The organism is Microbacterium sp. LMI1x-1-1.1, assembly GCF_040676205.1.
Taxonomy (GTDB): domain Bacteria; phylum Actinomycetota; class Actinomycetes; order Actinomycetales; family Microbacteriaceae; genus Microbacterium; species Microbacterium aquilitoris.
Genome location: NZ_JBEGHM010000002.1, coordinates 193849 through 207936, shown reverse-complemented (window position 1 = coordinate 207936; position 14088 = coordinate 193849). Strand labels below are relative to the sequence as shown.

At 71.9% G+C, this 14088-nt stretch carries 13 protein-coding genes; 6 read left to right on the top strand and 7 right to left on the bottom strand.

Going from position 1 to position 14088, the window contains the following annotated elements:
- Positions 1–5 precede the first annotated feature (5 nt).
- Positions 6–1322 (bottom strand): M50 family metallopeptidase, encoded by a 1317-nt coding sequence (locus tag MRBLMI1x_RS08660; protein ID WP_018188610.1) that lies wholly within the window; start codon positions 1320–1322, stop codon positions 6–8.
- Between the two features lie 85 nt (positions 1323–1407).
- On the opposite strand from MRBLMI1x_RS08660, the gene MRBLMI1x_RS08655 reads away from it, so the two are divergent.
- The 3 genes from MRBLMI1x_RS08655 to MRBLMI1x_RS08645 all read left to right on the top strand — a co-directional run bounded on the left by MRBLMI1x_RS08655 (position 1408) and on the right by MRBLMI1x_RS08645 (position 4385).
- Complete coding sequence (locus MRBLMI1x_RS08655) at positions 1408–1992, top strand: hypothetical protein (protein ID WP_363458190.1); 585 nt, start codon at positions 1408–1410, stop codon at positions 1990–1992.
- A 79-nt stretch (positions 1993–2071) separates the two neighbouring features.
- A complete protein-coding gene (locus tag MRBLMI1x_RS08650) occupies positions 2072–2758 on the top strand; it encodes a DUF1775 domain-containing protein (RefSeq protein ID WP_018188612.1) in 687 nt (228 codons plus the stop codon).
- 52 nt (positions 2759–2810) lie between these two features.
- Positions 2811–4385 (top strand): Mur ligase family protein, encoded by a 1575-nt coding sequence (locus tag MRBLMI1x_RS08645; protein ID WP_363458186.1) that lies wholly within the window; start codon positions 2811–2813, stop codon positions 4383–4385.
- Positions 4386–4391: 6 nt separating this feature from the next.
- Here MRBLMI1x_RS08645 and dxr read toward each other — a convergent pair whose 3' ends face one another.
- Both dxr and MRBLMI1x_RS08635 read right to left on the bottom strand, forming a co-directional pair.
- Positions 4392–5474, bottom strand: coding sequence for a 1-deoxy-D-xylulose-5-phosphate reductoisomerase (gene dxr / locus MRBLMI1x_RS08640; protein ID WP_363458183.1), 1083 nt, complete (start codon positions 5472–5474; stop codon positions 4392–4394).
- 43 nt (positions 5475–5517) lie between these two features.
- A complete protein-coding gene (locus MRBLMI1x_RS08635; protein ID WP_018188615.1) occupies positions 5518–6477 on the bottom strand; it encodes an FKBP-type peptidyl-prolyl cis-trans isomerase in 960 nt (319 codons plus the stop codon).
- Between the two features lie 144 nt (positions 6478–6621).
- Here MRBLMI1x_RS08635 and MRBLMI1x_RS08630 point away from each other — a divergent pair, with 144 nt between their 5' ends.
- Positions 6622–7401 carry a lysophospholipid acyltransferase family protein gene (locus tag MRBLMI1x_RS08630; protein ID WP_018188616.1) on the top strand — a complete coding sequence of 260 codons (780 nt, stop codon included), beginning with the start codon at positions 6622–6624 and terminating at the stop codon, positions 7399–7401.
- Positions 7402–7425: 24 nt separating this feature from the next.
- Here MRBLMI1x_RS08630 and MRBLMI1x_RS08625 read toward each other — a convergent pair whose 3' ends face one another.
- The gene (locus MRBLMI1x_RS08625) at positions 7426–7911 is read right to left on the bottom strand and encodes an OsmC family protein (protein WP_311857474.1); all 486 of its coding nucleotides are present in this window, start codon (positions 7909–7911) and stop codon (positions 7426–7428) included.
- Between the two features lie 60 nt (positions 7912–7971).
- Here MRBLMI1x_RS08625 and MRBLMI1x_RS08620 point away from each other — a divergent pair, with 60 nt between their 5' ends.
- The gene (locus MRBLMI1x_RS08620) at positions 7972–8961 is read left to right on the top strand and encodes an asparaginase (protein WP_020096832.1); all 990 of its coding nucleotides are present in this window, start codon (positions 7972–7974) and stop codon (positions 8959–8961) included.
- A gap of 6 nt (positions 8962–8967) precedes the next feature.
- Here the strand turns inward: MRBLMI1x_RS08620 and MRBLMI1x_RS08615 are convergent, their stop codons facing one another.
- Together MRBLMI1x_RS08615 and MRBLMI1x_RS08610 are read right to left on the bottom strand one after the other, a co-directional pair.
- Positions 8968–11706, bottom strand: coding sequence for an FtsK/SpoIIIE domain-containing protein (locus MRBLMI1x_RS08615; protein WP_363458178.1), 2739 nt, complete (start codon positions 11704–11706; stop codon positions 8968–8970).
- A gap of 66 nt (positions 11707–11772) precedes the next feature.
- Entirely contained in the window at positions 11773–12591 is an 819-nt protein-coding gene (locus tag MRBLMI1x_RS08610) for a PP2C family protein-serine/threonine phosphatase (protein ID WP_018188619.1), read from the bottom strand.
- 175 nt (positions 12592–12766) lie between these two features.
- Between MRBLMI1x_RS08610 and MRBLMI1x_RS08605 the strand changes: the two genes are divergently transcribed.
- Positions 12767–13300: a DUF4870 domain-containing protein gene (locus MRBLMI1x_RS08605; RefSeq protein ID WP_020096830.1), complete on the top strand. Its 534-nt coding sequence runs from the start codon at positions 12767–12769 to the stop codon at positions 13298–13300.
- Here MRBLMI1x_RS08605 and MRBLMI1x_RS08600 read toward each other — a convergent pair.
- Positions 13290–14054, bottom strand: a complete 765-nt coding sequence (locus MRBLMI1x_RS08600) for a YaaA family protein (protein WP_018188621.1) — start codon at positions 14052–14054, stop codon at positions 13290–13292. The genes MRBLMI1x_RS08605 and MRBLMI1x_RS08600 overlap by 11 nt on opposite strands.
- Between the last annotated feature and the right edge of the window lie 34 nt (positions 14055–14088).

Sequence of the window (14088 nt, the reverse complement as noted above, 5' to 3'; positions counted from 1 at the left end):
GCGGTTCAGCCGAAGAGCTGCACCGGGTTGACGATGTCGGCCAGGATCAGCGTCCCGCCCATGAGGACCAGCGCGATCACCACGATGTAGGTGACCGGCACCAGCTTGGTCGCGTCGACCGGTCGCGGGGCACGCCGACCCGTCAGCCGCGACCAGACGCGCTTGAGGCCGTCCCACAGGGCGACCACGATGTGTCCGCCGTCGAGCGGCAGGAGCGGCACCAGGTTGAAGACGAACAGGGCGATGTTCAGCGAGCCCAGCAGGGCGAGCATGCCCGAGACACGGTTGAGGATCGGCGCCTCAGTAGCCGCGACCTCTCCCGCGAGACGGCCCGCACCGACGACCGACAGCGGGCCGTTCGGGTCACGGCCCGCGCCCGTGAACGTGTCGACCGCGGTCTGGTAGACCCGCGCCGGCAGCTGCCAGATGATCCCGACGACACGTCCGGTCTGCTCGAGGGCGGCCTGCGGGCCCTCCCAGATCGGCTGCGGCACGAAGCCGACCGTGGCCGACATCCCGACGAATCCGACCTCGGCGGTCTTCGTGGTCCCGTCGGCTGCCGCGACCTCGCGCGTCGCGAGGACGGGCGTGACCTGCAGCGTCTCCCGCGCGCCGCCCCGTTCCACAACGATCGGGATGGTGGCATCCGGCGTCTTCTGGATGATGGCGGATGCCTCGGCGAAGGTGTCGACGGCAGTCCCGTCGACCGACACGATGACGTCCCCCGGGCGGATGCCGGCAGCGGCCGCCGGCGAGGCGGGGTCGCCCGCGGTGCACGACGTCTGGGACGTGCCGGCAGGAAGGACGCACTCGTTGACGGAGGCGATCGTGGTCGTGGCGGTCTGCACCCCGATACCGGAGAACATGATGGCGAACAGGATGATCGCCAGGATGAGGTTCATCGCCGGGCCGCCGAGCATGATGATGACCCGCTTGTAGACCGGCAGGCGGTAGAAGGCGCGCTCGGCGCCGTCGCCCTGCAGCGTCTCGTCGTTGACACTGCGGGCGTCCTGGATCATCGTCTCGAACAGCCGACGACGGCGCGGCGGACGCCCCTCCGCCGCAGCCTTCTCGGCGGCCTCCGAGGGCGGGTACATGCCCGCCATCGAGATGTAGCCGCCGAGCGGCAGGAGCTTGAAGCCGTACTCGGTCTCGCCGACCCGGCGCGAGAAGACGGTCGGACCGAAGCCGATCATGTACTGGCCGACGCGGACGCCGAACGCCTTGGCGGGGGCGAGGTGGCCGACCTCGTGCAGGGCGATGGATACGGCGAGCCCGACCACCAGCACGACGACGCCGATGATGAATGCGAGAACGGTCACGAGCCCACACGCTACCCGTGCACGCTATGAACCGGCGATGACCTGCCTCGCCGTCGCCGACACCCGGCCGATCTAGGCTGGGAGGGTGATCCCCCGCCTCCTCGACTCGCGCCGCGTGCGGGTCGTCCGCGCAGGCGGGGCTTCGGCGGTCGCGACGCTCTCGGCGGCCACCGCCCACACCCTCGGCGGGGGGACCCCACCGGCCGCGTGGCTCGTGCTCACCGTCGCGCTGCTCGCCTGGCCCGTCGCCCTCGTGATCGTCGGCTCGCGCCCGTCCGCCCTCCGCACCGGTCTCGCTGTCGCCGCCGCGCAGGCGCTCCTCCACGGCGCGTTCGCGCTCGTCGGCGACACCGCCCCCAGCGCGGGCGCGCTCACGGGCCACCACCACGATCTCCTCACCCTCGGACCGGTCGCCGGTTCGGCCATGACCCCGGACGGTTCGATGCTCGCCGGTCACGTCGCGGCGGCGATCCTCACCGCCGTGGCGGTCTGTCACGGCGAGCGGATGCTGCGCGCCGTGGCCCGCGGCATCCGCTCCCTCCTGCGACCCACCGTCCTGCCCCTTCTGCCGCTCGCCCCGGTCGGACCGGCCGTGGCCGCCGCCCTTCCGGAGCGTTTGCGCCCGCGACTGCTCCTCGCCGATCTCTCCCGCCGCGGCCCTCCCCGCTGAGCCGGCCGCTCCCGCAGCGGCACGACGCTCACCATCCACCCGCGGACACCAGTCCGCACCTTTCAGGGAGACCTCGCTCATGACCCTTCGTCCCGCGCGCCGTTCGGCGCTCACCCTCACCGGCCTCGCCCTCGGCGGCGCCCTCGTGCTCGCCGCTCCGCTGGCGGCATCCGCTCACGTCCACGTCCACTCCGACGATGCCTCCGCCGGCGCGACGTCGCGGCTGGAGTTCTCGTTCAGCCACGGCTGCGACGGCGCGGCGACCTCCGCGCTCGTCTTCGACATCCCCGAGGGCGTCGACAACGTCACGCCCGTCGTCGACGGCGTGTGGAAGGTCAGCCGCGTCCTCGGGCAGAACAACGTGCCCACCCAGCTGACCTACACCGCGGTCACGCCGATCGAAGACGGCTTCGCGGCCTCGGCGTCCTTCGACGCGCTCTTCTCGTCGAAGGTCGGCGGCACCGACATCGCCTTCCCCGTGACGCAGAAGTGCGTGACCGGGCAGACCGACTGGAACCAGATCGCGAAGGACGGCGAGGACCCCGAGACGCTCGAGTCGCCCGCCCCGGTCGTGGCGGTCGCGCCCGCGTCGGCGGCGACCGCGTCGGACCACGACGACGACGGCGACCACGACGAGCACGCGGCCGCGGCTCCCGCGGCGGCCGAGACCTCCACCGAACCGATCGCGACGTGGCTCGGCGGTGGTGCGCTCATCCTGGGCGCCGCCGCACTCGTCGTGGCGATCCTCAACCGCCGCCGGGCCTGACGCGCGTCCGGACCCGAGCCGGTCGGAGGCCGGGTGCGATGATGGAGGGACCATGCAGAACCCCTCCGCTTTGCCACCCGTCCTCCGGCCGTCGGATCCCCCGACCGTGCCCCTCGTCGACGTCGCAGCCCACCTGGGCATCGCGGCACGGGACGACCTCGACGGTGTCTTCGCCCGCGGAGTGACCCTCGCCACGGCCGACCTCCGCGCGGGCGAGGTGTTCGTCGCCGTCCGCGGCGTCCACCGCCACGGCGCCGAGTTCGCGCCCGACGCGATCGCGAAGGGCGCCGTCGCCGTCGTGACGGATGCCGCCGGTGCCGCCCTACTCGCCGGCGCGGACGTCCCCGTCCTGGTGGTCGACGACCCGCGGGCGGTCCTCGGCGACCTGTCCGCCCTCGTCTACGGGACGGGAGCGGATGCCGCTCTCCCCCCGCTCCTTGCCGTCACCGGCACCAACGGCAAGACCAGCGTCACCCACCTCATGGAGGGGATGCTCCAGGGGCTCGGCGTCGTGACGGGGCTGTCGTCGACGGCCGAGCGGCACATCGCCGGCGAGGTGATCCCGTCGCGGCTGACGACCCCCGAGGCATCCGAGATGCATGCCCTCATCGGGCTCATGCGCGAGCGGAACGTCGACGCGATCCTCGTCGAGGTGAGCGCCCAGGCCCTCACCCGTCACCGAGTGGACGGGCTGCACTTCGATGTGGCCGGATTCACCAACCTGTCGCACGACCACCTCGACGACTACCGCGACATGGCCGAGTACCTCGCCGCCAAGGCCGCCCTCTTCACGTCCGCACGCGCGCGGCGGGCCGTGATCTGCGTCGATCAGCCGTCGGGCGTCGAGATCGCGGCGACCACGGACATCCCGGTGACGACGGTCGTCACGCCGGCGATCGCGGAGGATCCGTCGGTCTCCGCCGACTGGAGGGTCGAGATCGCGTCGGAGACCCCCACAGGCACGACGTTCACGCTCGCGGGACCTGCCGGCCGGCTCACGACGACCGTCCCCGTCATCGGCCCGCACATGGCCTCGAACGCGGGACTCGCGATCGTGATGCTGCTCGAGGCGGGGTGGCAGTGGTCCGCGCTCGTCGACCTCATCGACGGGGGGCGCATCGACGCGCACCTGCCCGGCCGCATCCAGCGCCTGTCGGGCGAGCGGGGGCCGGCGCTCTACCTCGACTTCGGCCACTCCCCCGACGCGTTCGCCAAGACCCTCGACGCCGTGCGGCGCGTCACACCGGGGCGCGTGATCATGGTGTGCGGCGCGAACGGCGATCGCGACACGACCAAGCGCGCCGACATGGGCGCGGCCGCGGCGCTCGGGAGCGACATCCTCGTCGTCACCGACCAGCATCCCCGCTCCGAGGATCCGGCGACGATCCGTCGCGCACTGATCGACGGTGCCCGCGCGTCGCGGCCCGATGCGGTCATCCACGAGGTCACCCCGCCCGAGGACGCGATCGCCGCCGCCGTCTCGCTCGCGGGAGACGGCGACGCGATCCTCTGGGCAGGACCCGGCCACCAGCACTATCGCGAGATCGCCGGCATCCGCACCCCGTTCGACGCGGTCGGAGCCGCGCAGGACGCGCTGCGTCGCGGCGGCTGGCCCGTCCCCGACTGACGCGGCTCAGCGCGCGGCGATGAGCCGGTCCGCCGTGTCGCGGGCCCACCGCTCGGCGGCGGCGAGCGACTCCCGAGTCAGTTCGCTCGGGCGCTCGTGCGCGTCGACGACCCGCGCGACGGTGTCCACGATCCCGAGGAACGGCAAGGCGCCCTCGTGGAAGGCGTCGACGGCCTGCTCGTTCGCGGCGTTGAACACGGCCGGATACGTGTCGCCGGCCACACCGACCTGCTTGGCGAGCGCGACGCTCGGGAAGGCATCCTCGTCGAGCGGCTCGAACGTCCAGGTCGAAGCGGTCGTCCAGTCCAGCGGCTCCCCGACCCCGGCGACCCGGTGCGGCCAGTCGAGCGACAGCGAGATCGGCAGACGCATGTCGGGCGGGGACGCCTGGACGATCGTCGACCCGTCGACGAACTCGACCATCGAGTGGACGATGGACTGCGGGTGGACCGTGACGTCGATCCGGTCGTACGGGATGCCGAAGAGCAGGTGCGCCTCGATGACCTCGAGTCCCTTGTTGACGAGGGTCGCGGAGTTCGTCGTGACGACGCGGCCCATGTCCCACGTCGGGTGAGCGAGCGCTTCGCGCGGTGTGACGTCCTGCAACCGGTCGCGGGAGCGACCACGGAAGGGGCCGCCCGACGCGGTGAGGACGAGACGTCGCACCTCGGCCGCATCCCCCGTCCGCAGGCACTGCGCGATGGCGGAGTGCTCGGAGTCGACGGGGACGATCTGGCCCGGTGCCGCGAGCTTCGTCACGAGCGGCCCGCCCACGATGAGCGACTCCTTGTTGGCGAGGGCGAGGACCGCTCCGGATTCGAGGGCCGCGAGGGTCGGACCGAGACCGACGGAACCCGTGATGCCGTTGATGACCACGTCGGCCTCGACGCTGCGTACCAGGCGTTCGGCGTCGACCGCGCCGAGCGCGGTCTCGGTGACCCCGAACTCGTCGGCCTGCGCCTGCATCCCGTCGCGGTCACGACCCGCGGCGAGGCCGACGACCTCGAATCGGTCGCGGTTCGCGCGGATAACGTCGAGCGCCTGCGTCCCGATCGAACCGGTCGAGCCCAGGATCAGGATGCGTCGCATGGCCTTCACCCTACCGGCGGGCGCCGAAGCGCCCGCCGCGGGGTCATTCGGTTGCGGCGCCGGCGGTCGCCGACTGCGCTCCGAGGATGTCGACGACGAAGACCAGCGTCTCGCCCTTCAGGTCGGCCTCGTTGATCTTGCCCTCGCCGTATCCCTCGGCGGGCGGGATGACGACGAGCACCTGCGATCCGACGGTCTGACCCTCGAGCGCCTTCTGGAAGCCCTTGACGACCTGGGTCGTGGTGAGGGTCGCCGGAGTGTTCTTCTCCCAGGTGGAGTCGAACGTCTTGCCGTCCGACCAGCGCACGCCCGTGTACTGGATGAGCGTGTAGTCGCCCTGCTGGACCTTGTAGCCGTCGCCCTTCTTCAGGGTCGCGACCTCCGTCGCAGTGGGCGGGTCCTGGCCTTCGGGGATCGTGATGGTCGGGGCGCCGTTGTCGGCGAGCTTCACCTTCGGGAGTCCCGCGGGTTCGGCCTGGGGCTCGCCCCACGCTGCGGTCGGCACGGTGCCGAGCAGGTCGAGGACGTAGACCTCGGACTGGGCGGTGTCGCTCGCGGGGAAGGCGGCGACGACGCGCTCGCCGATCTTGCCGCACCCGAAGACCTGTCCGAGGACAGTTGCGGCCGACAGCTGCGAAGGCAGGAACTCGCCCGGCTTGTAGCCGACCGTCGCGAGCTCTTCGCCCGTCTTGGCGTTGTAGGCCGTCATCGCATACGAGACGAAGTCGCCCGGCTTGACGGCGTCGCCCGTGCCCTCGTCCAGGACGCTCACCTGCAGCGCCTTGGGCTCGAGCGGCTTCTCGAACGTCGCCTTGGACGGCTTGCCGACCTCGCCGTCGACCTTGACGGAATCGGAAGCCTTGCCCGGCTTGGCTTGCGCGGCGCAGAGATCGGCAGCCGCCGTTCCGGTGGGCTGCGCGGTGCCCTGGCCGGATGCGCACCCGGCCAGCAGGAGGACGGCCACGGCAGCGGCGGAAAGGGCGGCGATGGGACGAAGACGCACGAAAGAACCTCACAGAGATACGGGGTGTCCGTCCATACTCCCCCATGATCTTTTGTCCGGGGTGTGAGTCGGGCGCCGAATCCGGTCGCGACCTGCTGCTCCGTCATGTCCTGACGCGTATGGGTTTGGCAGTACCCTCTTCTGGTGACCGAAGCGCAGACTCCCCCCGAGCCCTCTGCCGAGTCATCTGTCGATGAACTCGCGCGCGCCGGGGCCCTCTACTACCTGGTCCGCTGGGGTTTCGGTCCCCTGGCGCGACTCATCTACCGGCCGCGGATCGAGGGTGTCGGGAACATCCCGCGCACGGGTCCCATCATCCTGGCCAGCAATCACCTGAGCTTCATCGACTCTTTCGTGCTCCCGTTGTTCGCGCCGCGCCCCGTGTACTTCCTCGCCAAGTCGAGCTACTTCGACGGCACCGGCCTGAAGGGCTGGTTCAGCAACCGGTTCTTCCGCGCCCTCGGCGCGACGCCCGTTCAGCGCGGTGCCGGCCAGGCCGCCCTCGATGCGCTCGATCAGCAGCGCCGCATCCTCCAGTCCGGGAAGGCCATCGCGCTTTACCCCGAGGGGACGCGGTCGTTGGACGGGCGTCTGTACAAGGGCCGCACCGGCGTCGCCTTCCTCGCTCTCGAGACGGGCGCCCCCGTCGTGCCCGTCGGCATCGTCGGCACGAACGCGGCGATGCCCGTCGGCGCCAAGTGGCCGCGCCTGTCCCCCCGGGTCACCATCCGGTACGGCGAACCCATCGACCTCTCCCACCACGGCGCGGCATCCTCCGGTCGCGCCCGCCGTCAGGCGACGGACGACATCATGACCGCGATCCACGCGCTCTCCGGTCAGGAGCTGGCCGGAGCGTACAACGAGGTCCCCGCGCAGAACCCGGTCGAGCGGCTCAAACAGGTGCTCCCGCACGAGCGACGCTGAGCGGGACCGCTCGGCGCTGCCGGGTCAGGACTCGTGAGGTGCGGCAGCAGTCACCGTCGCCTCGTGATGCACGGGGAAGTTCACGGAATTCGCGATGAAGCACCATTCGCGTGCCTGTCGGTGCGCCGCCTCCGCCGCGGGGATCATCGCAGGGTCGGCGACCGTGACCCGCGGGTGCAGGGTCACTTCGCGGAACGCTCCCCCGCCCTTCCCGTCGAGCACCATCGTCCCGGCCGCGTCGTCCTCGTAGGACGTGACCACGACGCCCGCCGTCACGCACGCGTGCAGGTACGAGAGCAGGTGGCACTCCGACAGCGCCGCGAGCAGGAGGTCCTCGGGGTTCCAGCGCGTCGGGTCCCCGCGGAACGGCCTGTCGCTCGAGCCCAGGAGGTCGGGCTTCCCCTCGACGCGGAGGGTGACGGCCCGGTCGTAGTCGCGGTACCCGCTCGTGCCGGTACCGCGGTCGCCGGTCCACAGGGTGCTCACTCGGTAGTGGTGTTCGTCGCGCACACCGCCAGTCTCGCACCTTCGGACGGCGGTGGCCCCGAGCCCGCTGGGTAGGCTGAACGGGTGCCTGAGACCTTCGCTGTGACGGATGCCGTCGAACTCGCCGTCGTCGAACGCAGCGGATTCGTGGAATCCCGTCACGCAGGATCGGCGATCGTGCTGGATCCCGACGGCGTCGTCGTGTCGACACTGGGCGCGGTGGAGGCGCCGATCCTCCCCCGCTCGTCCCTCAAGCCGATGCAGGCGTTGGCGAGCGTCTCGGCAGGAGCCGCGCTCGAAGGCGCTCATCTCGCCGTGGCCACGGCCAGCCACTCGGGGACAGACCGTCACGTCGCGCTCGTGACGGACATCCTGAACGCCGCCGGCGTCGGCGAGGACGCGCTCCTGTGCCCGCCGGCCTGGCCCGGGGATGCGGCAGCGCGCGACGAGATGACCCGAGAGCTCATCGGCCCGCAGCGCGTGAGGATGAACTGCTCGGGAAAGCACGCGGCGATGCTGTTGGCCTGCCACGCGAACGGGTGGGACATGGCCACGTACCTCGAGCCGCAGCATCCGCTGCAGGTCCACACGCGCGAGGTGGTCGAGCGCCTCACCGGCACGAAGATCACGGCGACGGCGGTGGACGGATGCGGCGCCCCGGTGCACGCGATGACGCTCGCCGCACTGGCGCGCGCGATCCATCGCATCGGGGCGTCTTCGGAGCGCTCGCCCTTCGCCCTGCACCGGAGCGCCGGCATGCTGGTGCGCGCCGTCCGCGAGCACCCGTGGGTGATCCAGGGCCCGGGGCTGCCGGACTCGATCGTGACCGAGCGGCTCGGTGTGTTCGCCAAGCACGGTGCCGAAGGGGTCATGGCGATGGTCGCCCCCGACGGCACCACGGTCGTCCTCAAGATCCTCGACGGAAGCAACCGGGCGGGTGTCGTCACCGCACTCACCCTGCTCGTGCGGGCGGGGGCGTTGCAGGCGGCCGACGTCGCCCGCACCCTGGGCGATCTGCCGCTGACGGTGACCGGCGGCGGCCGCGATGTCGGGGTCATCCGACCCACCGTCTGAGCCCTGTCAGCCGGCCCCCTCCCCCTCACCGGCGAGCAGCACTCGGCGCACCGGCCGGTCGGGAGAGTGCACCCAGGCCCGCGACGCCCCCGGGACGGCGAACGGCGGCAGCTCACGCGTACCGACGAGCGACCGGTACTCGGCGGCGCACGCGGCATCGATGACGAGGTCGCCGTCGGCACGCGCTGCCGCAAGCAGGCGCCACTGTGCGAGCCAGGCGTCCGGTGATCCGATCACGACACCGCCGCGGGCCAGGCGAGCCTCGCCGTCGACCGAATCGACCCGGATCCCCATCCGCTCCCACGCCTCCGTCAACCGACGCGATCGTGGCCCCGCGGGCACCACCACCGCTGCGGGACGCCGGCCGGGCTGCCACACCGGCGGCCCCTCGCTGGGCCCGTGCAACGGCAGCTCACCGGCATCCACCACCTGGACGAGCGTGCGACCGAGCCTTCCGCGTCCGGGTGGCGGGTCCACGACGAAGTCGGCCGATTCCCCTCCCGCCGCGACATGGTCGGCGCGGGATGCCGTTGCCAGGATGAGCCGCCGAGGCACGAGCTCGAGGATCCGCCCCACGCCGCCGCCGACGCGCTGCGTCGTCAGCACGATCCGGATGCCGCGGGCCCGGGCCGCGCGCAGCGCGCTCTCCAGTGCCTCCGCCGCGACGGCGCCGTACTCCCCCGGCAGGGCCGACAGCATCACGTCGAGATCGTCGACGAGGAGCGTCGTGCCGGCCGGCATCCCCTCGATACCGGTGAGGGTGTCCCACGCTCCCTCGGGGTCCGGCGGCACCACCCGCACGGTCGACTGCGCGGCGACGGCGCGCAGGACGCCGGTCCTGCCGCTGCCAGGGCCGCCGATGACCACCAGGGCGGGATCCTCCCAGATGACCTCGCGCTGGCGCTGCTGCTCGGGCTCATCGGCGACGCCGAGCAGCACCCCGTCACGGCCCGGCGACGGCGACAGCGGAATCCGCTCGGGGAGCGCGGGAAGCCACGGGCGCCGCGCACGGTCACCACGACGGCTCTCGACCGTCTCGGCGATGACCGCGCCGTCGCACAAGGCCACCCGGACCGCCTGCGGCGCCGTGTCGCGGCTGCGGCGGACGAGTGCGGTGCCGCGCGCCTCGGGCCGCCCGGAGAGTCGGCAGGCGTCGTCGACGCCCAGCACGGCGCGCGAGTCGGATCCGTCAGCCACCCGGAGCGCGATGCGGAGCGGCGCGTTGGCGAGGACCGCATCCCGGAAGACACCGTTCGCCCGCTGCGCCGCGAGGATCAGATGGATGCCGAGCGCCCGGCCGCGCGCCGCGAGGTCGCCGAACACATCGTGGAGGACGGGATGCGCAGCGACGAGCGCCGCGTATTCGTCGACGACGATCACGAGGCGGCCGAGCGCGTCGCCCGCTTCGTCGATGTCGCGGGCGCCTCGCGCGGCGAGGGTCCGCTCCCGATACCTCACCTCGGCGCGGAGGCTCTCGATCGCGCGGACGGTCGTCGGCTCGTCGAGGTCGGTCAGGACCCCCGTCACGTGCGGCAGCGACGCGAGATGGTCGAACGTCCTCCCTCCCTTGAAATCGACGAGGAGGAGCCCCACCTGCGAAGCCGTGTGCGCGGCGCACAATGACACCACCCACGATGTGAGGAGCTCGCTCTTGCCCGCTCCGGTCATCCCGATGACGACGGCGTGAGGACCGTCGTGGACCAGGTCGATCGGGAACACGGCACCGCCGGCCCCGGCGAAGGCTGCGGGAAGCGACCCCGGCCCCGCCGCGGGGGCGCTGCGCATCGCGTCGCGGAGCGTGAGCGGCAGGTCGACCGTGTTCCCCAGTGCTCGGGTCGCGCGCTCGGACAGCAGCTCCGCCACCCGTGCCGCCTGGTGCTTCGACACGACCTCGACGGTCAGGTCGCGGGAACGACCGTCGAGGTCGAGGCGTGCCGTCGTGGGGCCGGTGAGCCTGAGGACAGCCCCGCACCGCGGGGGCGGCGGGGCACCTTCGGGGACGACGACGAGCGGGACGTCGACATCGCCTCCCACGAGACCTCCCTCCTCCAGGACCTGGAGGAGGGGTCCCACCGCCGCGGCGCGGTGGGGCGCGGCATCCGTCCACGCCGGCCCGCCGTCGCCCAACCGCACCCGACCGGGAGCCAGGCACAGGAGGATCTGCAGGGCGAGGGCGCGCGTCACGGCCGCCGCCAGTCGGGGCGGTCCGATGACGGCGACCCCGGTCGTCAGGGGGATCGGCACGGGGACGTCGCTGAGGACGCCGGCGCTGCGACGCAGCGCGGTCGCCTCGTCATCACCGTCGCCGCCCGTGACGCGGAGAGCGCTGGCGTCATCACCGGACCCGACGACCAGCATGGCCTCGCGTTCGGCCACGGAGCGCCAGATCGATTCGGGCCTCGCGAGGAACCGTTGAACGTCCGGATGCGTCGCCCACCGCTGCACGCGTTCGTCCTCGTGTCTGCGGGCCACCTCGACTTCGGCCTGCGCGAGCTCGCGCCTGAGGGCTGCGGCATCCTTCTTCGCGGTCCGCCTCGACGTGCGCGCGGCGTCCGCGACCGAGGCCACCGCGATCAGAGGTCCGAGCGCTGCGAACAGGAGGGCGTAGGCCGATCCCGTCACCGCCCAGAGGACGACCGCGCCGATGACCGGCACGACGGCGGTCATCACCGGAAGCGGCGGACGCGGTGTCGGCGCGGGTCGACGCGGGAGGGTCAGCGGGTCATCGGGAGCGAGAGTGGACACGCATCCACTCTCGTCAGACGACACCACCCGCAGACGCGGGGGACGACGGCCTGTGGAGGGAATCGGTCAGGAGGCGACCGGGGAGGAGATCTCGACGGTCGCGGTGTCGTCGTCCGCCGAGAGGAACCGCGCACCCACGACGATGATCGAGACGTTGTCGCGGCCGCCGTTCTCGAGCGCGGCTTCGAGCATCGCGTCGACTGCGGCGGCCGGATCGTGGTGCTGCAGAAGGAAGTGGAGGATGCCGTAGTCGGTGAGTTCTTTGGTCAGCCCGTCGCTGCAGACGACGAAGCGATCGCCGTCGACCACCTCGAGACGGACGTAGTCGGGAACGACACCGTCGCTGGGTCCCACGGCACGGGTGATGACGTTCCCGTAGGGGTGGTTCTCGGCCTCTTCGGGGCTGAGGCGACCGGCGGCGATGAGTTCCTGGACCACCGAGTGGTCGGTCGTCACCTGAGCGAGGGCGCCGTCGCGGAGGAGATACACGCGCGAGTCGCCGATATTGAGAGTCACCCAGGTCGGCTCGTCACCCGTGAGGTCGAGGTAGACGCCGGTCACGGTCGTGCCGGTGCCGTCGTCCGTCGTCTCGGAATGCGACGCGATGTCATCGACCGCGCGCTCGAGGGCGTCCTCGATCACTTCGGGAGAGACGGTTCCACGATCGACCGCGGCCGACAGTCGCTCGACGGTCCGAGAGCTCGCGATCTCGCCGCCGATGTGACCGCCCATGCCGTCTGCGACGACGAAGAGGGGGAACGCGGAGAGGACGGCGTCCTGGTTGTTCTCGCGTCGCCGGCCCTGGTGGGTGACCTCGGCCCAGCGCACCTCGACGGAACCCGTGCCGGTGGTGACAACGCGGGATGAGGTGACGACTTCGGGCACGCTCCGCCTTCTTTCCTGATCGGTGCAGCGTCTTCACACTCTAGTGGACACCACCCCCGTCATCTCGCGGCACAAGCCGTTGCCCTGCACTGGTGGAGGGCACTACGGTTTCGCTGAACCGGCGCACGCGCGCCGGACGCCGCGCCCGCGGCGACCCCGACAGGAGGACACAGCGATGTCAGATCCGAATCCCCCGCAGAACGGCGGGCCCACTCCTCCCGCTGGTGGTCCGACGCCGCCCCCCGGGCAGGCGCCCAACGACCACCCGGCACCGCCGCAGCAGCCCTACTCACCGCCACCGCAGCAGCCCTACGGGCAGCAGCCTCCGTCGCAGCCCTACGCCCAGCCGGCGCCCTCGGGTCCGCTTCCGCCCGACCAGGACAAGCAGTGGGCATCCTTCGCGCACTTCGGCGGCGTCATCGGATTCGTTCCCGCCCTCGTCATCTGGCTGATCTTCAAGGACCGGGGACCCCGGACGAACGCCGAAGGCAAAGAAGCGCTCAACTGGCAGATCACGTTCACGATCGCGATGGTCGCGGCCTGGATCCTCACGCTCGTGCTCGGCTGGATCCCGGTCATCGGCCTGCTGATCGGACTTCTCCCCGTCGCCCTGTGGGTCGTGAACATCGTGTTCTCGATCCTCGGCGGGGTGCGCGTCAACGCCGGCGGAAACTACCGCTACCCGGTCACGCTCCGCCTCATCTCGTAACGGGAGGCACGACGAGCTCCAGCTCTCCGGCCCCCGATGGGCGCAGGACGATCCCCTCGTCCTGCGCCCATCGCATGAGCCCGGCCGGATCCGTGGTGTGGGGCCGGGTCGAGGCGAGGCGGCGGACCAGCTCCCCCTTCGCGTGCTTGTTGAAATGGTTGAGCGCGCGGACAGCGCCGTCGGGCCCCTCGGAGACGACCCGCACGTAGGCCTGCGGGATCTCCGCCGGCACGGGCCCCAGCGTCACGTACGCCTCCGACCGCAGGTCGAGCACGAACGACGGCGCCGTAGCCGCGATCGCGGCACCGACGGCATCCGCCCACACCGACCTCATCGACGGCAGACCGGGGAGGCGGATGCCGGCACCCAGCCGGTAAGCGGGAAGCGGGTCGAGTGCCCCCACGACGCCGAAGGGCGCCGAGTGGATCGCGACACGGGTCCGCAGCCACTCCCGGGCCGCGTCATCCAGGGTCGACGCGTCGAGGGCGTCGAACAGCACGCCGGTGTACCGGTCCGCGGCGGGGACCGTGGGCGAGGTCCGGAGCGCGGCGTTCACGGCGACCTCCCCCCGCTGCCGGGCGGACAACTTGAGCACCCGGGCCGCGGTGTCCTCGTCGTCACTCAGCGCGACGAGCGCATCGACCACCCGATCGCGTTCGGCGCGGAGGCCCGGGAACGAGAGAGCGTCCGCATGCCACGGCGGTCCGTCGCCGCCGGGGCGCTTCGTCTCGGATGGCGGGAGCAGGATCAGCACGACGCGACCTCCAGGGAAAAGCGCAGCGCCGCCC

Excerpts from the sequence above, each read along its gene's own strand:
- MRBLMI1x_RS08605 (WP_020096830.1), top strand. The coding sequence starts at position 12,767 with ATGTCAGATCCGAATCCCCCGCAGAACGGCGGGCCCACTCCTCCCGCT.
- MRBLMI1x_RS08645 (WP_363458186.1), top strand. The coding sequence starts at position 2,811 with ATGCAGAACCCCTCCGCTTTGCCACCCGTCCTCCGGCCGTCGGATCCC.
- MRBLMI1x_RS08650 (WP_018188612.1), top strand. The coding sequence starts at position 2,072 with ATGACCCTTCGTCCCGCGCGCCGTTCGGCGCTCACCCTCACCGGCCTC.
- dxr (WP_363458183.1), bottom strand. The coding sequence starts at position 5,474 with ATGCGACGCATCCTGATCCTGGGCTCGACCGGTTCGATCGGGACGCAG.